General features: G+C 59.7%; 20 protein-coding genes. 2 read left to right on the plus strand and 18 right to left on the minus strand.

All coding sequences use genetic code 11. The features are described 5' to 3' along the window. Nucleotides 1-35: 35 nt before the first annotated feature. Together acmB and AC0L3A_RS08005 are read right to left on the minus strand one after the other, a co-directional pair. Nucleotides 36-1,229 carry a methyl acetate hydrolase AcmB gene (gene acmB, locus AC0L3A_RS08000; RefSeq protein ID WP_473254012.1) on the minus strand — a complete coding sequence of 398 codons (1,194 nt, stop codon included), beginning with the start codon at nt 1,227-1,229 and terminating at the stop codon, nt 36-38. A gap of 54 nt (nt 1,230-1,283) precedes the next feature. After that, nucleotides 1,284-2,924 carry a flavin-containing monooxygenase gene (locus AC0L3A_RS08005; protein WP_473254014.1) on the minus strand — a complete coding sequence of 547 codons (1,641 nt, stop codon included), beginning with the start codon at nt 2,922-2,924 and terminating at the stop codon, nt 1,284-1,286. A gap of 362 nt (nt 2,925-3,286) precedes the next feature. Between AC0L3A_RS08005 and AC0L3A_RS08010 the strand changes: the two genes are divergently transcribed. After that, nucleotides 3,287-4,171: a helix-turn-helix domain-containing protein gene (locus AC0L3A_RS08010; RefSeq protein ID WP_007592650.1), complete on the plus strand. Its 885-nt coding sequence runs from the start codon at nt 3,287-3,289 to the stop codon at nt 4,169-4,171. A gap of 424 nt (nt 4,172-4,595) precedes the next feature. Next, nucleotides 4,596-5,366 carry a hypothetical protein gene (locus AC0L3A_RS08015; protein WP_473254015.1) on the plus strand — a complete coding sequence of 257 codons (771 nt, stop codon included), beginning with the start codon at nt 4,596-4,598 and terminating at the stop codon, nt 5,364-5,366. 34 nt (nt 5,367-5,400) lie between these two features. On the opposite strand, the gene AC0L3A_RS08020 is transcribed toward AC0L3A_RS08015, so the two are convergent. From AC0L3A_RS08020 to AC0L3A_RS08095, 16 genes are all read right to left on the minus strand, one after another. Then, on the minus strand, nt 5,401-5,937 hold the full coding sequence (locus AC0L3A_RS08020) for a tetratricopeptide repeat protein (protein ID WP_473254016.1): 537 nt from the start codon (nt 5,935-5,937) through the stop codon (nt 5,401-5,403). A gap of 80 nt (nt 5,938-6,017) precedes the next feature. Further along, a complete protein-coding gene (locus AC0L3A_RS08025; protein WP_473254018.1) occupies nt 6,018-6,419 on the minus strand; it encodes a hypothetical protein in 402 nt (133 codons plus the stop codon). A gap of 11 nt (nt 6,420-6,430) precedes the next feature. After that, entirely contained in the window at nt 6,431-8,059 is a 1,629-nt protein-coding gene (locus tag AC0L3A_RS08030; RefSeq protein WP_473254019.1) for a type II and III secretion system protein family protein, read from the minus strand. A 756-nt stretch (nt 8,060-8,815) separates the two neighbouring features. Then, entirely contained in the window at nt 8,816-9,853 is a 1,038-nt protein-coding gene (locus AC0L3A_RS08035) for a phosphatase PAP2 family protein (protein WP_473254021.1), read from the minus strand. Between the two features lie 100 nt (nt 9,854-9,953). Then, nucleotides 9,954-10,361 carry a TadE family protein gene (locus tag AC0L3A_RS08040; protein WP_473254023.1) on the minus strand — a complete coding sequence of 136 codons (408 nt, stop codon included), beginning with the start codon at nt 10,359-10,361 and terminating at the stop codon, nt 9,954-9,956. Further along, nucleotides 10,361-11,731 carry a pilus assembly protein TadG-related protein gene (locus tag AC0L3A_RS08045; protein WP_473254024.1) on the minus strand — a complete coding sequence of 457 codons (1,371 nt, stop codon included), beginning with the start codon at nt 11,729-11,731 and terminating at the stop codon, nt 10,361-10,363. Before AC0L3A_RS08045 ends, AC0L3A_RS08040 begins: the two co-directional genes overlap by 1 nt. Nucleotides 11,732-11,740: 9 nt before the next feature. Continuing rightward, entirely contained in the window at nt 11,741-12,244 is a 504-nt protein-coding gene (locus AC0L3A_RS08050) for a hypothetical protein (RefSeq protein WP_473254025.1), read from the minus strand. A gap of 24 nt (nt 12,245-12,268) precedes the next feature. Beyond that, complete coding sequence (locus AC0L3A_RS08055; RefSeq protein WP_473254027.1) at nt 12,269-12,913, minus strand: methyltransferase family protein; 645 nt, start codon at nt 12,911-12,913, stop codon at nt 12,269-12,271. A 6-nt stretch (nt 12,914-12,919) separates the two neighbouring features. Continuing rightward, nucleotides 12,920-13,828: a type II secretion system F family protein gene (locus AC0L3A_RS08060; RefSeq protein WP_473254028.1), complete on the minus strand. Its 909-nt coding sequence runs from the start codon at nt 13,826-13,828 to the stop codon at nt 12,920-12,922. Then, a complete protein-coding gene (locus tag AC0L3A_RS08065) occupies nt 13,825-14,754 on the minus strand; it encodes a type II secretion system F family protein (RefSeq protein ID WP_247474744.1) in 930 nt (309 codons plus the stop codon). Before AC0L3A_RS08065 ends, AC0L3A_RS08060 begins: the two co-directional genes overlap by 4 nt. Next, the gene (locus AC0L3A_RS08070; RefSeq protein WP_473254069.1) at nt 14,754-16,001 is read right to left on the minus strand and encodes a CpaF family protein; all 1,248 of its coding nucleotides are present in this window, start codon (nt 15,999-16,001) and stop codon (nt 14,754-14,756) included. The genes AC0L3A_RS08065 and AC0L3A_RS08070 overlap by 1 nt, the downstream gene beginning before the upstream one ends. A gap of 149 nt (nt 16,002-16,150) precedes the next feature. Next, a complete protein-coding gene (locus AC0L3A_RS08075) occupies nt 16,151-17,350 on the minus strand; it encodes a CpaE/TadZ family protein (RefSeq protein ID WP_473254029.1) in 1,200 nt (399 codons plus the stop codon). Nucleotides 17,351-17,362: 12 nt separating this feature from the next. Beyond that, nucleotides 17,363-18,274: a Flp pilus assembly protein CpaB gene (gene cpaB, locus AC0L3A_RS08080; protein ID WP_473254030.1), complete on the minus strand. Its 912-nt coding sequence runs from the start codon at nt 18,272-18,274 to the stop codon at nt 17,363-17,365. A gap of 1 nt (nt 18,275) precedes the next feature. Next, nucleotides 18,276-18,782: an A24 family peptidase gene (locus tag AC0L3A_RS08085; protein ID WP_473254032.1), complete on the minus strand. Its 507-nt coding sequence runs from the start codon at nt 18,780-18,782 to the stop codon at nt 18,276-18,278. Nucleotides 18,783-18,896: 114 nt separating this feature from the next. Further along, nucleotides 18,897-19,106, minus strand: a complete 210-nt coding sequence (locus tag AC0L3A_RS08090; protein ID WP_247474748.1) for a Flp family type IVb pilin — start codon at nt 19,104-19,106, stop codon at nt 18,897-18,899. Between the two features lie 124 nt (nt 19,107-19,230). Then, the gene (locus AC0L3A_RS08095) at nt 19,231-19,440 is read right to left on the minus strand and encodes a Flp family type IVb pilin (protein ID WP_473254034.1); all 210 of its coding nucleotides are present in this window, start codon (nt 19,438-19,440) and stop codon (nt 19,231-19,233) included. Nucleotides 19,441-19,882 lie beyond the last annotated feature (442 nt).

Raw genomic sequence — 19,882 nt, forward strand, 5'->3', positions numbered from 1 at the left:
CGTAATTCCTACAGTTTCGTGTCGTTCCATCAAACCTAGCTCGCCATTCGCTGCCTCAGGTTCTGGTAGAATGCCGTCTCGAAATTCATGAAGCCGATGAACGATGCCGGGTCCCCGAAGGGAAGAATTTGGGTGGCCCAGAACCCACCGACCCCGTTCTGCCGATCAATCCAATAGAACAGATTGGCAAGGCCGGCCCAGCCTAGAGCGCCGGCGGGACGCCCGGTAGGGGCTTGCTCATCATTGATCATGAAGCTCAGCGCCCAGGATTTTGACTGGCCCGGGAAGAACTCCGCGTCGTTGCACAGCGACGGGATGACGCCGGTAATCGGCGTCACCTTCTTGTCGCCCAGGTGGTTCTTTTCAGCCATGCGCACGGTCTCCGCCTTCAGCACGCGGCCGTGCTCGCCCGCGCCGTCGTTTAACCACATCCGGATAAAGCGCATGTAGTCGCCGACCGTGCCGTAAAGGCCATGGCCGCCCATATGCACTTCGGGCTTGGCCGGCAGCTCGAGATCCATCGGGGTGAGCGAGCCATCGGCACCTCTCGCATGGATCCCGGCCAGCCGTCCGCGCATCGCATCGGTCAGCTCGAACGTCATGTCCTTGATGCCGAGTGGTTCAAAGATGCGCGTCTTGAAGACGTCACCAAGCCTTCGGCCGGTGATGGCCTCGACGATCTGGCCGCACCAATCGAGATTGGTGCCATAATCCCACCGCTCGCCCGGATCGAACAGCAGCGGGGTCATCAGGCAGGCCTTGGTCGCCGTGATCACGCTCGGCTGATCCTTTTCCTGCGCCAGCCGATTGTAGGTGTGATTGATGAAATCATAGCTCAGGCCTGCGGTGTGCGTCATCAGCATGCGCGTGGTGATGTCGCGCTTCGGAGGGCGCAGGATCGGGTCGCCCTTGTCATCGAAGCCCTCGATCACCTGGAGCTTGCCGATCTCGGGCGCGTATCGCTTGGCCGGCTCATCGAGATCGAGCTTGCCTTCCTCGACAAGCTGCAGGATGGCCGTGGCGGTGATCGCCTTGGTCGTTGAGAATATCCCGAAGATGCTGTCGGTCGTCATGTTGGCCGCCTGGTCGAGACGGCGCTTGCCGGCTGCCCCTTCGTAGATGTTACGATGGCGGTTCGTCACCATCGCGACGACGCCGGGTACGTGCGGCGTCGATGTAACGACATCGTCGAGAACGGTGTCTGCCACCGCACCAAAATTCATGATCATGATTGTGCTCCAGCCTGACTTCGATTGATTTGGTCGACACGGTGCTGCGCAACCCTAATGCATGGCAAAGCCCTGGTAGCCGTTCGCGGCGACCTCGTCGCATTTCTGCCGATAGGCGCCGACCCCACCGCAGTACGACAGAACGCGCCGCGGCTTGCCTTCGACGTTCGAGCCCAGGTACCAGGAATTAGTCTTCGCGATCAGCGTCGCGTTGGCGATCTCATCGTGATGCGCCACCCATCCGTCTTCCGCATCCTTCGTCGGCTCGACGACCTTCAGATTCTTGCCGCGCATATGCCTGATACAATCATCGATCCATTCGACCTGCTGTTGCAGGCACGTGGTCATGTTGCAGAGCGCCGCTGAAGGGGCGAGCGGCACGGCCGTCGTGAAGAGATTCGGATAGCCGTGAACCTGAAGGCCCATTGTGGTGCGGATGTCCCGGCTCCAATCCTCCTTCAGCGACCGGCCGCCGCGACCTCTGATATCAATGCGCGTCAAGGCTCCGGTTCCGGCGTCGAATCCGGTGGCCAGAATGATGATGTCGAGCTTGTGGATGGTGCCGTCGGCGGTCTGGATACCCGTGGGTGTCACCCGTTCGATCGGATTTTCCTTGACGCTGACGATCTCGACATTCGGGCGATGGAACGCCTCGAGAAATTTCTGCTCGAGCGGCACCCGGTGTGTCCCGAAGCCATAATCGGCTGGGATCAACGCGTCACACAGCTTTGGATCTTTGAGCCGCTCGCGCATCTTCTCGCGCACGAATTCGGATATCTCGGCGTTGACCTCCGCGTCGAAGAACAGCTCGCCGAACGAGGATATCCACAGCTTCAGGGAGCCGTCATTCCAACAATCCTCGATCACCTCACGGCGCCGCCCTGGCGACAGTTCGGCCCAGGCGTGCTCGAAGTCATACTCGAATCCGGTGAAGGTGTGCGGGAGGCGCTCCGTGAACGACTTGAATTTCGACTTGTAGGCATCGACATCCGCCGCGCCGTATTTGGGATTCTTCATCGGGATAATGTATTGCGGCGTGCGAATGAAGACCTTGAGGTGACCGACCTCGCTGGCGATCGTCTGGATGACCTGGATTCCGGTCGCGCCGTTGCCAATGACGCCGACGCGCTTGCCGGCCAGATCGACCGGCTGCTTCGGCCAGCGCGCGGTGTGGAACAACTGCCCCTTGAAGGTCTCCTGCCCCGGAAAGGACACGTGCGGGGCCGAAAGCATGCCGCAGCAGGTGATCAGGAACTGGGTATCGATCACGTCGCCCTTGTCGGTCGTGACCAGCCAGCGCTGGGCGGCTTCGTTGAAATGAGCGCTCTTGACCGTCGTACCGAACTGGATGTCCTTGCGCAGATCGAGGCGATCGGCGATGTAGTTCAGCCAGCGTTCGATTTCGGGTTGGCCAGGGAATTTCTCGCTCCAGCTCCATCCCTTGTAGAGCTCTTCGGAGAACAGGTACTGGTAAATATAGGCTTCGGAGTCGAAGCGCGCGCCAGGATAGCGATTCCAGTACCAGGTGCCGCCGACGCCGGATCCAGCATCGATCACCCTGACGTTCAATCCCTGTTCACGCAGGCGATAGAGCTGATAGAGTCCGGCGACGCCGGCTCCAACCACCACGGCGTCGAATTTCGCCGTTACATGCGCGCCGTTGCTTCCGTCGAACTCGGTCACGGGTTCTGCCATTTTCCCCTTCCTAGGGTGTAAGAGCGCGTGGCCTCCCCCATCCGTGCTGTGACCGGATGATGGTGCATCGCGTCATTGTTGATCCCGACGGCTCGATCGGATGGGCTTGTTCTGCTTGCGACGCTCGTGCCGTTCTTTCCACTCGGCAAGGGACTGCGGCACGCTACGAGATTGCCTGCGCCTGGGGCTTGAACAAAACCGACAATCCTTTGAACGAGGCCACTGGTGCCGCGGTCTCAAGGAGCTGATCCGGACGCAGTTCGCTTGGCAAAAGCCAAAAGCGGCTTATGCTGCTGCGCAGCTGTTCGGCTCATGAGAAGAAGAAGCGGTCAACCGCGCCTTAGAGGGAGGGAGTTCGCGCGATGGGCCGGTTCATTACGGTCGACGAGCTGCCACGGTACGCGCCTGGCAAGTTGATGTTGGACAGTTCGGCGGTAGGAAAGGCCGACTTTCGGCTGCGGGTGTTCCGCTATGCGCCATCCGACATCTGGGTCCCCCCGTCCGAGAACTATCTGATCGTCATCTATCGCGAAGGCTCGACTGCGATGAACCGCCGCGTCAGCGGCGCGTGGAAGCAAGATCACGTCGGCCGAGGTGTTACGACGCTGCTCACGCGCGCGGAAGCTTCGAATTGGCGATGGAGCCATGATCTCGAAGTCAGCCATTTCTACATTTCACCGACCTTGATGGCAAAGACTGCGGGCGAGGCCTTCGATCGCGACGCGGAGGCGGTCGAACTGCACGACCTCCTCAAGATCGAAGATCCGGTCCTGACCTGGATCGGCGACCAGATGGTGCAAGAGGTTTCCGCCGGAGGACCGGGTGGCCGCCTCTGCTACGATGCGCTGGCTCTTCAGGCCAGCGTGCACATCCTGCGAAGATATGCCTCCGTGCAGTTCAAGATGCCCTGCTCGCAGGGGCGCTTCAGGCCTGCCCATGCGCGGCTGATCGAAGACTATATCGAACAGAGCATCTCCAGGAACATCACGCTGGAGGAATTGGCCAACATCTGCAACTGCACGCCCGTGCAGTTCGCGCGCAAATTCCATGTGCATTACGGAATGCGTCCCCACGCCTATGTGCTGAGCCGCAAGGTGGAACACGCCTGCCAGCATCTCCGCAAGGACCGCTTGCCGCTGAAGGAGATCGCGCTGCTCAGCGGGTTTTCGGACCAGAGCCATCTCAACCGGGTCTTTCGCCGACACATGAACCTCACGCCTGCGGAATATCGCAAGCAATCGGCATGAGGCAGACCTGAGCGAGAGGGAAATCGCAGCGAAGCAAATACCTGGGCGGCTTTCGCCGATTTCTAACGCAGGGTGGTGGGCGCACCAGGGCTCGAACCTTGGACCCGCTGATTAAGAGACAGCCACAGGGGTAGAACAACCAATAACTTACCGGTCGCACCCTGGGCTTAACCAGCTGAAATTGGGCATTCGTCGCACGATCATGGTGCCTCATTGCACTGTCTACGGTCCGCGTGGTCGGAACGTGCATTCGCGGGGCGAACCTTGGCATCTGTTGGTGCCCTATCTCCCGAAGCTATCCTCAGAACGGCTCACGGCGCGACCTGGCGCCTTTTCCGTTCCGATTGATCGAATCCTCGGGTACCTATTCTATCCGCGTCGGCGGAACTGCTGAAGTTGATAGATGGCTCCACGGAGAACGGAGATGGGCCGGCTCGATAAGCAGATGGATCCCTTCCACCCTGCCGCTCATCTGACAGCGGAGGATCGCGTCCCCGGGGATGTAGAGCTTGAGCAAGTCGACACGGCGTCGTTAGTTGATCCGGCCCGAGAGGAAGCCGCCTCGTCGCCCGCGCATTTTGGGTCGCGCCGGGCGGCGGCCGGCGTAACGGGCTCTACAGACTGGATGGACCGAGCACGCCGCATCTGGCGGAGCCATCTCCAGCGCGATCAACTCCCCCGGACGGCCGGAGGGTCGATGGGAAACTTTCAGCGGTGGTTGATCGCATTGCTGAGCGTCGGCCTTGTCGTGAGCTGCGTTTGCGCGATCATCGTCTTCATGCAGGTCAACTCGCGCAAATTCGAGATCGCAACACTGCAACGTGACATCATCGCGCTCAAGCTACGCGTAGCCAGGCTCGATCAGATCGCAAGCACCAATGAGATACGTGAAAAAGCAAGCAGTGAAACATCCAAGCCGCCGTTGGAGGCCCGTCCTGACCAGGCTCCGCTCATCCTATCACGTGAAGAGATTCAGCTTATCCGAGACTATATCAAGCCTGCACCAGTTGCAGGCTCCGCGACTGAGACGATCAAGGTCGGCGATCCCGTCGTGAGAGAAACCGTTCCCTTTCCCTCTACGATCACGGAGAAGGTGCGGAAACTGCTCGGCGCGCGATTTACCGTTCGCAATGGCGTTGTTGTCATCATCCGCAGCGGCAGCCGTCACGCTGATGCTGTGATTGGGCCAAATTGACGAGAACTGGCCGTGATCGCAGCCGATCGACCACTTATGGCTGGTTGTTTGGTGGTCTTTCAATGAACCGCCGGCTGCCATTGAGAAGCTCGAGGTTATTGGCGATGACCGGATTGCCGGGATCGAGCGAATAAGCCTTCTCGAACTTTCGACGCGCCGCGTTCAGATTGCCGCGCAGCATGTACGAGTATCCCTGATCATTCAGTAGCTGAACAGTTTCGCCTCCCAGCCGGATCGCATGAGCATAGGCCTGATCAGCCAGGTCAAAACGACGCAACCGGTCATAGCTCGCTGCGAGCCCAATCCAGGCCGTCAAATCCTTCGGCGATTTCTCGACGGCGTCCTTGAAATAGCGCTGGGAGATCCCGTAACTGCCGCGGTTGAAATGCTCTAATCCCAGCCGAACCGGTTCGTCCGAGGGGTAATATTTGACGTCGGTCGGCTCCTGCACGGGGTCTCCGCCCGGCGGATCCACAGGAGCCACGATGGCGGCCTCCCTCAATGTTTGGTCGCACCCCGCAAGCGCGGTCCCCAAGCAGCAATAGGTCAGCATTAAGATGATGCGCCGCATAACCCTTGTCCCCGCCTGGCCCGGCGCACTCGTTGAAATATCCTGGTCGAATTGTCCAAAGCTAAGCCCCTTTGGCTCCTTCACCTGGTTCCTAGCCCGCCGCCGACCGGCACCGATACTCCAGCGTTCGATCCAGGCGGCAATCCGTCGATATTGACATTCTGGGTGATCGGAGGCTGCTGGCCCAGCAGTTTCGTCGCAGGCGAGATATCAGGAAGCTGATCCACCGGCTGTTGCGTCTTGCCGTAGCGCGTAACGGCGGCACCCACGCGCCGAGCGTCGTATGCAATCCTGCGATCACCCACGTTTCGCGGCCAGGGATGGATGGTGTGGGTGACGGCGTTGACCTGTTTGGCATCGCCGGCGGTCATCGTGATGGTATCCGAACGCTGGAAGTAGCGGTCCATCTCGTCATGACCTGCGAGGCCGTAACATCCCCCGAGCAGAAAGGGCGCGAACAGAACCAGATACCTTATGGCCATCTCTCGCTCCGCTAGTTGAGGGTCTTAACGACCGGCTGGTCGGCAGCAGCGGCCGGCGCCGGAATGGGCGCCCTGACTTCAGGAGCGATGATGTGGCCGTACGGACCCTTCACGTCGCCGCCGGAATTGACGTAGTCATTGTAGCGCTTGCGGACTTCCATCTGGCCATTGAGAAAGAAATCGACGTCGTTGGCCGGAAGGCGCGAGTCGAGCGGAGACGCCAATTGCTGACCGGGTGCCGCCGGCGCAACCAGGCGCGGCGTAACGATGATGACGAGGTCCGTTTCCTGCTGCTGGTACGACTTGCTGCTGAACAAACTTCCGATCACGGGCACCGAGCCGATCCACGGCAACTGCGAAACGTCCTGCCGGTTGCGGGTCTGGAGCAGGCCGGCGATGGCAAAACTCTGGCCGTCGCGCAGCTCGACCGTGGTGCGCGCGTCGCGTCGGCTCAACGCCGGAATGACCGTCCCCGCAATCTGCACCGCATTGGAGAAATCAAGCTCGCTGACCGACGGCTCGACTCGAAGGTTGATCACGCCGCGCGACAACACGGTCGGAACGAACGCCAGCTCGACGCCGAATTTCTTGAATTCGATGGTCACGGTTGGAACCAATCCTGCGGTCCCGGCCGTAGACGCCACCGGCACCGGGAATTCCCCGCCAGCCAGGAAACGCGCGGAATCGCCGGACAGCGTGGTCAGGTTCGGCTCCGCGAGCCGGCGAGCCAATCCTTTGGTTTCCAACGCAGAGATCAGCAGGTCGACCGAGCCGCCGTTGGATGTCCGAATGATGCTGGTCAACAAGCTTCCGAACGGCGTAGGTGATACACCACCTGCGGTGCCGACGAGCGTTCCGATCGTTCCGAGGACCGGAAGGCTGCCGGTCGGAGGAGAGCCGACCGCGCCATTGACGCCACCGATTGGCTGCCGACCTGCCGTCGCCGCGCCTAGACCCGTATTCCCTACATTTGTACCATTGGCATTCGCCGCATAAAGGTTGACGCCCAGATTACGACCGGCATCTCGATTGACCTCGAGAAAGCGCACCTCGAGCATCACCTGTTGCGGCGCAGCGACGCTCATGGCGTTGACGACCACGCCCCCTTTCGCCACGGTACTGGTGGCGATGGCCATGGCCCGCTCAGCCACCACCGCGTCGGCGGCGGTTCCGCTGAGCACCACCTGCCCCTCGGAGGCAGAGACACGAATACCCTGCCCCCCGGTGCTGGACCGGATGTTCTGCTGCAGATTTCCGGTATCGATCACGACCTCGACGTCGAGGATCCCGATCTGCTTCATCGAGCTGTCGAATAGAATGACGTTGGTGGTGCCGGTCTGCTTGCCCTGGACATAGATCATGTGGTCGCTCAGCGACTTCACATCGACGATATCAGGCGAACCCGCGACGATCGTCGCAAAAGCCGTGTCAACCTTGAAGGTGCGTGACTTGTTGACGACCACCTTGACCCGCTGGACGTCGTTCATCTCGCTGACGAAGACGCCGCCGGAGGTGCCCTTCCGATCTGCTGCCGCGGCGCGGTCAACGGAATTGAAAAGGACAAGCGCAGCACCGAGTGCGATCACGCTCGAGGCGACAAGCCTGCGCCCTGCCCCGTTCGAAATGCGACCGCTTCCCATTTCGATTCCCCCTCGCCGCGACCCGCGACTATCCCCGTAAATCTACGTCTGCGGCGTATTGACACTCTCCGTCGCGCAACACGCCGTAGAGCTTACAATCCGTCCCACTACAAATCCGTTACTGTCCGGCTTCACCAAGGACACGCCCCGTTTTCCGCCGGCCGCAAGATGCGGTTCAAGATCATTTCCCTCATGCCGCCTGCTTGCAAGGAGAGAGCCTTATCGCACTGCCGCAACAGCAGAGAAAACCATCCGATGTTGCCAGCGTGCACCACTTTTTCCCATCCCCGCGGAACTACTCTGCGGCGCAGGCGCTTCGGGAGGGTTCCCGCCGCTCCCGCCTGCCAATCACCTTCTCGATTTTCGGCAATCCCTCAGAAAGGCAGGTCCCCCTCCCTACCGCTTGATTGCATTCCCGAATCGTGACCCACTAGAAGGGAATGATCGTGGAAGCGCTCGGCGCGTTCAGTGTTGTGCCCCAGATCGGCATGATCATGCTGAAGCCCGGATCTGATGCCGCAACGGTAAGTGCGTTGGCTCCCGCAGTCGTGCTCGGCGATCGGCGCGAGACCGCCGAGCCTTGGGCCGACGCTTTTTTTGCCGCCGCGGATGGTGGCGGGTCACCGCTACAGGTTGGGGTCGTCTTGCTCATTGCGGGTGGCCGGACATGGATAATCAGCGACTGCTCCGTCAACAGCGCCCCGCGGCAACACGCAGTCGCGCCCGCTATATTCCCGATGAGCTGCATGTTGCCCATCAGGTTTCATCTCGCGCGTCATGCAGGCGCCCGGATTTTACGGCGAGTGTTTGCGCAGAAATTCGCGCAGGCTTGAACGGAACCGCGGACCAAATCGAGGACCTTCCGAACAATGTCTCGCGCCAAAGGCCGAACAGATTTCGGTTCATTGCATGCCGAGTCGCCCGCTGGACGGCGATCGCCCCGAGCCCCAGTGCCCCGCCGGCGAGCACATCGACCAGATAGTGCCCGCCGATCGGGGGGATCGAAAGCAGCATCACCAGATTCAGCGTTGCTATCCCATATCCGACCAGGCCGGTGCGGCGAAAGGCGTAGGTGAGCAGCACGGCCATAACCGTGTGATACGATGGCATCGTCACGATGCCTTGCATCACCACCGACTCAAAATGCCAAGGTCCTGATGCACGCAGTGCCAGCAGATCTCGCAAATAAGTAACGTCGCCAACGCCGTGCACGGCGAACGGTCCCAGCGTGGGCCAAATCGCCGAGATCAGCGCCGTCGGCACCATGGTCGCGCCCGCCAAAAGCAGCAGCTCTCCGATACGTGCGGACCTGCCCGTTGGAGAAAAGCAGAATAACAAAAGAACGAGTTGCGGAAACATGCTGTTGTAGGCCACTACCAGCAGACCGCTTAGGATCGGTTGGTCGAGCAATGCTTGGCGCCAAGCTAACCAGTCGAAGCCAATCGCTCGGTCCAGCCGCTCCATCATCACGTCTTGCAGAGGGAATGCGCAACTAGCAGCGAGGTACATCAGTGTTGAACCCGCGGCGGCGGAAACGAGGTACAAAGCAATTGCCTCGAACAGTTTCGCTATACCGCGATCACGGCGACGGAATGCAACGGAGAGCGCGAGCAAGGCACCAATCAGGCCGGCCTTGATTTCGCCCCCACCCATTGTCAACCCAACCTGCGAGGCCCACACAAGATCGACTGCAAGCAGAAGGCAAATGATTGCCCAAGGCAAGGGCCACTGGAAGATCGCGACCAGTGCCAAATATTGGACCGGCATCACCGCCTGCGGCAACGATGCTGTCATGGTGGCATTTATCGCGGTTTCACATCCGCCATCATCGCGATCACGATCGCCATCGCTGTGGGCTCGTCGAGTGTTCATCGGCTTTATGCCTGGGAAAGTGCTAGAATGGGATGGTCGTCGACGCGCTCGGCGCGTTCAATGCTGTGCCCCAGATCGGCATGATCATGTTGAAACTCGATACAGATGCCGTAACGGTAAGTACGTTGGCTCCCGCGGTCGTGCTCAACGTCGGCGAGAGACCGCCGATCATTGGGGCAACCGCTTGCTTTGCCGCTGCGGATGGCAGGGGATCACCGGCACAGGTTGGTGTCGTCTTGCTGATCGCACTACTCACGTAGCAATCGTTGATCATCCAGGTCCGAGCTCCGGCATTCGCGAGCGCCCGCAACGACTGCATCGTGATTGCGTATCGCCCCAGGTCGAAAATGGTGAACATCAAGATGAAGAGAGGCAGAGCGACGAGACAGAACTCCATCGCCCCCACGCCACGCTGATCGAGCTTTCTCATCACTGCACCAACTGGACATACTGGCTCTTAGGCAGCTTTGTCTGCGATGGGCACCCTGTGGTGTCAAAGGTCGCATTGCCGTTGAACGCGATTGACTTGGCGATCAACTGGCCACAACTGTCGCCTGTGCCACCTACGGCAATCGTCGGATTGCCCTGAAACGTCACATCTGCGTTCGGCGCGTAGATGTTTCCCGTGAGAGTGATGTTGCTGTTTCCACCGAATTGCACCGGCGACGCTGAAACATCGTACATGGACATGTACTGGAATAATGCAGCGCTGGACTGAAGGGCCGCGGGAAGCGACGAGGCACTCGGGGCAGTTGCCGGCCCCTTGAGGGTGAGCGTCCCGCCGCCCTTCGTGTCAATCGAAGCACCCGGCAGCAGAATGAAGGTCACTCCTGTGCATGGACTGTTGCAGGTGATCGAGGAGCCGCCTTTGAGGGACAGAGTACCGGATATGAAGTACACCGAGACCCCTGAAACCAAGTTGAAACCGGTATTGCCCTTCGTCGAGGTATTGTCATTCGTGCACGGGGTGGCAGCCGTGTAAGCGACCAGATCCGATCCTGAGCATTTCGGTAGACCGCATTTGGCAGGGAGGGTCGGGTTCGCCCCGCACAACGTGGTGAGGGCGTCGTCGAGAGCAGAGAAGGGATTGGTGGTCGGGGCCGGCAAATACTTCAACGCCGTGTTACAGAACGACGCGGCACCTGTGCAGCCGCCGACAGTCGATAGCGAACCGAGATTCATGGTCATCCCGCCGCCGGTGAAGTTTATTGCATCCTGGGCCGTACTGTTAGAGGCCATGCCGCAATTCGGCGCATTGATGTTCGGACTGCCTTGGAAACTGATGGAGCCCTTCAATGTCAGAACGCAGGGCGGAAACAGCACGCTCTTTACTGAGGCCACGGCTGTCGCGGGTATATTGACAGTGGTCAACCCAAGCACTTGTGCCAGGTATGCGGGCTGTTGCTGGCTCACAGTGGCCTGAACGTAAGTTCCGGCCGTCCCGTTCCATGACGTGAGCGAAGCAATCTGGACGGTCTGCGAGACTCCCACCGGAAGGCTGGTGCTACATTGGGAGCCGGGATAGGCAGTGCTGCCCGCATTGCAGAACGCGTTGGCTGCTGCGGATTGCTTGGCGCGATAGTCCACTGTCTGTGTAACCGCGCAAGGTGCGTTCGATATGCATAGTTGCTGCATGGCGCCCGAAACCGCTGCCGCATCGGCGGCATTCTGCGCGTGTTGCTTGGTAACGTACCACGATCCCGCCTCACCCCCGAGTGCGACCACTCCGATCAGCGGCACCAGGGCGATTACGGTTGCGAAGGCGACGGAGCCACGGCGAGAGCGAAGCAAGCTACGCATCGACCACTCCTATTGAAATCGTTGCGAGTAAGGCAGTGTGTATGAACAGGAATTCGCGCACAACACCGTGGTCAGGATGATGGGCGCCACGGTGACGGTCGTCGTGTATGAATAGTACTTGGGCGAACCAGAGTTGGCTGCGGTGCAGGCAGTCATCGTATCACCGCAGAGGACCTGGAGATTGTTGATGGGATAACCAGCAACCGACGTCGGGAGTGCCGACTTCCAGCTCGCCCAGTTCGTAACGTCCGGTGGCGGGTCGTACTGGATCCTCTGCCCGAAGGCGCGCACCGCCTCCCAAGCGGATACAAACTGAAAGCCGGCGGCCGCAACGTCGGCGAGCGGCAGAAGCAGGCTCACACCGAGGAAAAGGAAAACAATCAGCATTTCAAACGCGGCGGCGCCGCGCCGATCCGCGACGAAGGACTTTCGACGGCGCACGCGCCCGCCTTGAGGGACACTTACCAGGTCCCGATGCCTGCTCCGAGCACGAGCAATTTGAACGATGTCCATGACAATTCGGCCACGCATGGCCGCTCACCAAACATAAGGGACCAATCTCCAACGCGTCGCTTCGTAACTGGAATACTCCGGGCAAGTGCGCCGAAGCAGGTCTTCCTCGTAGAGAATTCGGCAGACCTGAACGTCGATATGCAGGACCAGTACGATCACCGTGAGCGGTGTCAGATATTGCAGCACGACACCCAGAATCGCGATCTCTTCTGCGAGGTAGAGCGGATGCTTGATCCACCGATAGGGACCACTTTGCACCACTGAACGCGCCTGTGGCACCAGGCTGAACGACCGCCCCAGGTGTCGGATGGTGACAAGCATCATGATCATGCCGATCAGCACGCAAGCGGTGGCCACCAAATTTGGCAACGCCTGCTCGGTTTTGCCGAAGAAGGTGATCGTCCATGGCAAATAGGAGCCGACGAATGCGGCTATTCCAGGCAGCACCCCATCTGCGCGCGCCTTCGCCGGTGGCCTGGTCATGATCAACACCGCCACGAGCATGTAGAAGATGGCAAGGCAAAAACTTGACACAAGCGATGGCCAGGGATCGGTCAATGACCCAACTCTGATGGCGGCACAGAGTGCCAGCAACATGAACCACATGCTGCCGAGCAGCTGCATCATCCGCTCGTAAGACCAGTTTTTCGACAGGGCAACCGTGCTCATGGCTTACTACATCCCGAAGCTGGAGAATGTACGGATCAGGTGCAGAAACGGACTTCCGCCTAGTATAATGAACATCGCGGGAAGCATGAACAACACCATCGGAATGGTCAGCTTGGCGCCCAGCTTGTGTGCCCGTTCCTCCAAATTGGTGATACGTTCACGCCGGAGGTCGATCGCGATACTGCGCAGAGCCTGGGCCAGCGGCGTGCCGTATTGCAGGCTTTGGCTGACCATGGTGCCGAACCGGCGAAGGCCCTCCGAGGTCGATGCCAGCTTCTCGAAAGCCTCGCTGCGATTTGGCAGTATCCTGAGATCATCAAGAAGTCCGTACAGGACCCGGGCCATGGCAGGATTGGTCTGGTTCATTTCGTCCGCCACGCGTTCCAGCGCGCTCTCCAGACCCATTCCCGCTTCGCTGCACACAACCAGCAAGTCGATCATGTCGGGCGTGCCTAGCCGGATGGCGGCATTGAAGCGCCGCCTCAGCACCAAAAGGATCAACCGCGGCCCCATGATGCCGATCACCACGCCGATGAGACTGAAGACCAGCACATCGGTCAGCGGCTTGCCGAAAAGCTGCCCAACGAGCAAGGCAGTGATCGGAAACAGGAACATGCTCACGGTTTTGAGGCCGATCCAGATCGACATTGTGCGATGAGGATTCAAACCCGACGATTGAACGATCGTCCGGAGCTGGTCCAGATTTTCCGCGGAGTAGAAGCGCCGATACCGCATACCGAGTGACGAAAGCCAGCCGGTCACATCCCTGAACGGCGCCGACCGACTGGGAACGCCGAGCACGGCGTTTGACACCCGCACGTTCAACGCACGAATGTGTAGCTCATGGATCATCAGGACCCCGGTGACGGTCGCGAGCGCTATGGCAAGGGCCACCAGACTGAGACCAAGGATCATAGTTCTGTTTCCCTTCTGACCATCCAGCGGATCACAAGGGACCCGATAATCACCGAGGCTGCGGCGTAAGCCAGAAGCCTGTTTCCCGTCGGATCGTAGATCAGCAGATCGACTGTTTGCGGATTGATCAAGTATAGCAATCCACCCACCACAACGGGCGATAGCGAAAGCGCGCGTGAGGAAAAGATCACCTCGCCGGCCAGCGCCTTCGCGCGAGCAGCCAGCGCGACGCGCTGCCGCACCGTATCTCCCAGTGTCTGCAAGGTTTCGGTCAAACTGCCACCTGCCTTCAGCTGCACCGCAAGTGTGACCGCAAAGATCCCATACTCCGTCACTTGCGTTCGCCGGTAGATGGCTTCGACAGCCTCCTCGGGAGGTCTTCCCAGACTCACCTCGGTGCATACGATGGCAAACTGTCCGGCCGTCGGTTGCGGCATCTCGCGCGCGATCGTGCGAAATGCTTCGGTCACGGGCAGCCCGGATCGAACGGTACTTGTCACCAGCTGGATCGTGTCGGGCAGCTGTCGAAACAGTTGATTGGCGAGACGACGTCGTTGCCAGCCGAACAGGCCCCGCACCATCAGGAGCCCTACAATTGCCGCCGCCGGATACGCATAGACGTTGGAGAATTGCAGCACGCTATTGGCATATAGGATTGCTGCCGCCGCGATCACGCCGGCAAGCAGCACATACGCGGGGTGCCAGACATAGGCGATCCCGGGCTTGTAATCGATCAGGCGGAAGAGAAACGACCATCGGGACCCGGCCTCCAAACGACGAATGGAGGGCATTGTCGCCGTATCTGAAACCGGCAGAGCTTTTGCTACCTGCCGATCCATGCGTCGCTGTGCCGCGTCGAGCCACAGCGCAACGGCTGCCGCGCCGACCAGGAACACCAGGTCAATTGTGGTCAGGAACTCCGGCATTACAGCTGCCTCATGGCTTCGGCCCAGGCTCGATCAAGCCCGTAATAGGAAAGACGGCTTTTGAATTTTGGGACTGCGTTGGTGGACCTGTAGGTGCCCGATATCCGTCCGTGAATATCCTCGTGTTCGTACTCGAATGCCGCGATGTCGTTGGTGGTGATCACCTCGCCTTCCATCCCGATCACCTCGCTGATCTGGATAACGCGACGCTGTCCATCCCGCATGCGTTCTACTTGCACGACGATATCCAGCGCAGCCACGATCTGAGATCTGATCGCCCGCAGCGGCAGATTTGGCTGCCCCATCTGCACCATGTTTTCGATGCGGGTCAGTGCGTCGCGGGCGCTGTTGGCATGCACCGTGGAGATCGAACCATCATGGCCGGTGTTCATCGCTTGCAGCATGTCAAACGCTTCGGCGCCGCGCACCTCGCCGACGACGATTCGGTCGGGACGCATGCGCAGGGCGTTCCACACCAGATCGCGTTGTGTCACCTGCCCTGTGCCTTCGAGGCTGGGAGGCCGGGTCTCCAGGCTGATCACGTGCGGCTGTTGAAGCTGCAACTCCGCCGCATCCTCAATGGTGACGATGCGTTCGCTGTGATCAATGAATTGGCTCATGGCGTTCAACAGCGTCGTCTTGCCGGAACCGGTACCGCCAGAGACCAGAATATTGAGCCGGGACCGACCGGCAATCTCCAGCAATTGTCCCATGGCCGCGGTCATTGACCCGTTCTGGATCATCCCGGCCATGTCTAAACGGCGGCTTGGGAATTTTCGGATGGAGATGCAGGGGCTGTGGATCGCTAGCGGCGGGAAGATGATGTTGACCCGGCTGCCGTCCGGCAGACGGCAATCCACCATCGGACTGGATTCGTCGACGCGCCGGCCGACTTGCGCTGCAATCTTCTGTGCTACGGATGCGATGTGATCATTGTCGCGGAATCGTACCGCGATCCGTTCCAGTTTGCCGTGTCGCTCGACGTAAACGTTACTCGGTCCGTTGACCATGATATCGTTGATTGATTGATCCAGCAGAAGCGGACGGAGCGGCCCGTAGCCGGTCATGTCGTCCGCAATCTCGTCCGCTAGCTGAAACTGCTCGCGACCTGACAGTTCGAGCCGCTCCTCGTTGGCGATTCCATGGATGATTTCCTCAATCTGCCGCCGAAGAACATCACGCGAAACCGTTGCGGCCACCGATGGCTCAATCTGCTCTATGACCCGTTCACGCAGCAAAGCCGGCATCGCCGGCCGCTGGGTAGAAGGTTCGTCGTGCCTTGGCGCAGCTGCAGGCGAGCTCGGAGCAGGCATGCTCGGCGCCAATGCAGCCAAGCTTAGTGGCAATGCAGGCAAACGAGCTGGCGTGTCGTCTTCGCGCCTACCAAATTTTTTCGTCACCCGAGCAGCCTCCTCAACCATCCCTTCCGTTCGGCACCGACGCCTGCGATCTCCCGGACAATTGGGACGAGGTGACGTCGCAATCCTCGTACGTGCTTGAGAGCCGGAATTCCGAGATTGACCGCCTGGGTCATCCCCTTCCCGAGATCGGGAATCACCATGTCGGGTTCTGCGCCCAGGGCCTTGACAATCGTCGCCCTGGGAAGGCCGCCGGGACGATCGGCACGATTGAGCAAAGTAAACACGCGATCCTTACCGGCGATGTTGGTGACGGCAGTGCGGAGTGCACGGGCATTGCGAAGTCCGGTCACCTCCGCTTCCAGCAGCACCAGCACGTGCCGGGAAAGAGTGATCACCGGATGGATGGATGGCGGAAACGGGACTGGTATATCGACAACGATGTAGTTGAACCGTTGACGGAGCAGACCCAACACGTGTCTCACTCCCGCTTCAGTGATGTCGAGCTGCGCGTCCAACTCCTCATCGGCGGAAATCAGGCAAACTCGTTCGTTGATATCAATCGCCGCGCGTTCGAGGAACAACGTATCCGCCCGCATCGGGTTTTCCAGAGCGATGCGCAGCCCTGGCCCAGGCCGAACACCCAGCATCACGGCTGTTTCGCCGTTTTGTAGATGAAGGTCGAGCAGCGCGACCTTGGCCTTGGTGGTCTCGGCCAGCTGCAGCGCGAGATTGATCGCGATGCTCGTTGCGCCGGCGCCCCCCTGAGCGCCGCAGATCGAGATCACATGCCCGCCACGATCGGCCGCACCGGGCGCCACGTCGCCAAGCAGTTTCGGACGTAGCTGGTGCAACACCAGATCGCGCGTGAGCGGCCTCGGAAGGTACTCGCTCAAACCGATTTCCATGAGCTCGCGGTAGAAGGTTATCTCCCTGCTCTCGCCGATCAGAGCCACCCGGACATCGGGTGGGCAGACGGCGGCCAACCTTTCCAGTTCGGAAAATGGATCATCGATTCCACTGATGTCCGCCACCAACGCGGATAGCTCGGTGTCGGTTTCGAGCATCCGTATGGCATGACGGATCGTGCCGCGCCTGATCGATAAATTGCTACCCTCGAGGCCTTTGCGCAGAGCCGCTGCGCTAAGCTCGTCATTGACGAAACAGACGATCCGGTTGCGCGTTACAACAGACGCAGCTTCTTCAGGCGGACTGACTACTGCTATGTTAGCGATCACCACTGCCTCCCCTTACTGACGCGACGACACGGCCGACGCGACCGACGCTGACGGAGCAATTGCCGGCGACGCATCGCCAACCAACGCCGTGCGCGTATTCCCCGCATCGTCTTTCCTGACCGAGTATTTCGTGCTGTTATTGCGTGAATAGATCACGACCGTCGCGTCCGTCTCCCCTGTATCCTGTCGATCGACCGCTGACCGTACGGCCAGGGAAAGCTTTCCGAGCTGTGCGGCGATGACGATTTTCTTGACCTGCTCGGGCGCAAGCTGCAGCGATACGGTGCGCGCGACCTTGCCAGCCGTGGAGTTGCTGGCCGAGCCGCCTTGCACGATCTCCTGGTCAATCGCGACAATTCGAACATTATGAGCAACGGTTTCGCTCAGCGCGCCATGGTGGTGATCCGGATCTTGCTTCTCGCCTGTTGGCGCCGTCGGCTGCTGGGTCAACACGACATCCACATAGTCACCCGGCGAGATCAGGCCCGAGACACCGGACGCGGCGTCAACGTTGATGCTGATGGCGCGGCTATCCGGCGCCAGGACGCTGGCGAGGAAACCCCGTTCGCGCGGACGCAGTACGTCCTTTGATGTAACGGGCGCGCCGGTGTCGAGGAAGTTACGAACCAGGGATCCGCGAAGTCCGATCCTGGCATCGGGCGTATCGAGGATTGCCCCCGCCGGAACGCTGTCCGGCGACACCGCTCGTATGTTGAAATCTTCGTCGCGGGCCAGCGTCCCTCTCGGCAGCGGGTGTACCGCGACAAAGTATCCGACAGTCGGAGGCGGCGGCGGCGGAGTGTTCTCCGTGACTGCGACCGGGGCCTGTGCTTTCGGCAGGTTCATGTTGTAGGCGATGAGCCCGAGCGCGACCGCCGCGAAGAAGAACACCATGATGATCGAGAGACGCAAAGCGGATGACATGTCAAAGTCCTTTGCTCAAAACGGTCCAGATTCCCCCGCACGCGATGGCAACCCCGTAGGGCAGCGGCGCATGTCGCAAGTGGCGCCAACGCTCTATGGCGTAGACGCGGCGGGCGAGCGAGGATCCGGCGGGCGCCAGGTTGGGATATGGCAGGAGGCGCATGACCAGATGCACCAGGGCAAGAACGCCGCCCGCCAGCGCGGTCACAGTCAGCAACTGAATCACGCCGGTCAGCGGGAGACCGATCGCCAACGCGACCAGCAACTTGACGTCGCCGCCGCCGATCCATCCCCACTGGTAAATCATAAACAGCAGCAGGAACAGGATCGTCGCGGCGATCACTGATTCGACGAGTTGCATCGGGACGGCAAGTTGGCTGACAATCCCGAGGAGCGCCAGCACCAGACAGATCTCATTTCGGATCAATCGTGTCGCGACATCGATCGTTGCGACATAGAGCAACAACAGGATTTCGAGAAACGAAGTTATCGCAACAATCCAGCTCATCAAACGCACGCCTCAAAAAGCGAGGACACATCAACAAACTTAAAGTGGGTCACATGAAGACATTAAGAAGCGGAGGGCGCACTCCGTATGCCCCTCCGGCGTCAGATAGCCGTATTACACGGCCGCATTGAAAGTGGTGACGATAGCGGAGATCCCGCCAGACAGCGCCGTCCCGATGGCACCAGTAGCTCCCGTACCGAACGCCGCAGCCACTGCGCCGATGATACAAGCCGCGACGATAATGTACTCGAACGACACCACGCCGTCCTGATCCGTGCGCAGGTTCTTCAGGGCTTCCGTGGTCCTATTGTAATATTTCAACATGGAACACTCCTTCTCTCGACTGAACCACAACTGCTAACCCTGGCAGTCATTGCGGTGCTGCTACCGGGGTGTAACTGAACCGGGAGGCACATTCCGATGCCCCCCTCCTAGTCAGATAGCCGTATTACACGGCCGCATTGAACTTGGTGACGATAGCGCTGATCCCGCCGGACAGTGCCGTCCCGATGGCACCCGTAGCTCCGGTACCGAACGCCGCAGCCACTGCGCCGATGATGCAAGCCGCGACGATGATGTACTCGAACGACACGACGCCGTCCTGGTCCGTGCGCAGACGCTTCAAGGCTTCCGTGGTCTTGATGAAATAACGCAGCATTGGAAGAATCCCTTCTTTCAAGATGAATTTGCAGACACCTCGGCAACTTTCCAGCGGCCGCGGATTTATGTCCGGCCCCGCCAGCGATAAACTATCCATTAAACGTTTATTATCGTCAACATTTAATATATAATGTGTTATTTTTAATTAACCAGACACGAAACGAGCCGTCATGAAAATCAAAAACGGCAAAAACGTTGTAATACAAAGATGATAGCTGCTCCCCCGATCGAATCCCAGGCAGAGCGCCGGCTGAGAGTCGGTAAAATTCACCGGAATAGTACGGGTGACTAATGGTATAATTTGATTATTCGGAAATTTTTAATCTCGATGATGATCAGCTATGGCGCTGCATCAACCTGTCGATCCACCCACATATGATCGAGCGATTCTGCGACCAGGCCAGCGCGCAGGGAGCAGATTTCGCGACGTGCGTACGCGC

The organism is Bradyrhizobium sp. MI1.3, assembly GCF_055811695.1.

Excerpts from the sequence above, each read along its gene's own strand:
- AC0L3A_RS08070 (WP_473254069.1), bottom strand. The coding sequence starts at position 16,001 with ATGCCGGCTTTGCTGCGTGAACGGGTCATAGAGCAGATTGAGCCATCG.
- AC0L3A_RS08010 (WP_007592650.1), top strand. The coding sequence starts at position 3,287 with ATGGGCCGGTTCATTACGGTCGACGAGCTGCCACGGTACGCGCCTGGC.
- AC0L3A_RS08030 (WP_473254019.1), bottom strand. The coding sequence starts at position 8,059 with ATGGGAAGCGGTCGCATTTCGAACGGGGCAGGGCGCAGGCTTGTCGCC.
- AC0L3A_RS08015 (WP_473254015.1), top strand. The coding sequence starts at position 4,596 with ATGGGCCGGCTCGATAAGCAGATGGATCCCTTCCACCCTGCCGCTCAT.
- AC0L3A_RS08005 (WP_473254014.1), bottom strand. The coding sequence starts at position 2,924 with ATGGCAGAACCCGTGACCGAGTTCGACGGAAGCAACGGCGCGCATGTA.
- AC0L3A_RS08085 (WP_473254032.1), bottom strand. The coding sequence starts at position 18,782 with ATGAGCTGGATTGTTGCGATAACTTCGTTTCTCGAAATCCTGTTGTTG.
- AC0L3A_RS08095 (WP_473254034.1), bottom strand. The coding sequence starts at position 19,440 with ATGCTGCGTTATTTCATCAAGACCACGGAAGCCTTGAAGCGTCTGCGC.
- AC0L3A_RS08055 (WP_473254027.1), bottom strand. The coding sequence starts at position 12,913 with ATGAGCACGGTTGCCCTGTCGAAAAACTGGTCTTACGAGCGGATGATG.
- AC0L3A_RS08050 (WP_473254025.1), bottom strand. The coding sequence starts at position 12,244 with ATGGACATCGTTCAAATTGCTCGTGCTCGGAGCAGGCATCGGGACCTG.
- cpaB (WP_473254030.1), bottom strand. The coding sequence starts at position 18,274 with ATGTCATCCGCTTTGCGTCTCTCGATCATCATGGTGTTCTTCTTCGCG.
- AC0L3A_RS08045 (WP_473254024.1), bottom strand. The coding sequence starts at position 11,731 with ATGCGTAGCTTGCTTCGCTCTCGCCGTGGCTCCGTCGCCTTCGCAACC.
- AC0L3A_RS08020 (WP_473254016.1), bottom strand. The coding sequence starts at position 5,937 with ATGCGGCGCATCATCTTAATGCTGACCTATTGCTGCTTGGGGACCGCG.
- AC0L3A_RS08040 (WP_473254023.1), bottom strand. The coding sequence starts at position 10,361 with ATGAGAAAGCTCGATCAGCGTGGCGTGGGGGCGATGGAGTTCTGTCTC.
- AC0L3A_RS08035 (WP_473254021.1), bottom strand. The coding sequence starts at position 9,853 with ATGACAGCATCGTTGCCGCAGGCGGTGATGCCGGTCCAATATTTGGCA.
- acmB (WP_473254012.1), bottom strand. The coding sequence starts at position 1,229 with ATGATCATGAATTTTGGTGCGGTGGCAGACACCGTTCTCGACGATGTC.
- AC0L3A_RS08090 (WP_247474748.1), bottom strand. The coding sequence starts at position 19,106 with ATGTTGAAATATTACAATAGGACCACGGAAGCCCTGAAGAACCTGCGC.
- AC0L3A_RS08025 (WP_473254018.1), bottom strand. The coding sequence starts at position 6,419 with ATGGCCATAAGGTATCTGGTTCTGTTCGCGCCCTTTCTGCTCGGGGGA.
- AC0L3A_RS08060 (WP_473254028.1), bottom strand. The coding sequence starts at position 13,828 with ATGATCCTTGGTCTCAGTCTGGTGGCCCTTGCCATAGCGCTCGCGACC.
- AC0L3A_RS08065 (WP_247474744.1), bottom strand. The coding sequence starts at position 14,754 with ATGCCGGAGTTCCTGACCACAATTGACCTGGTGTTCCTGGTCGGCGCG.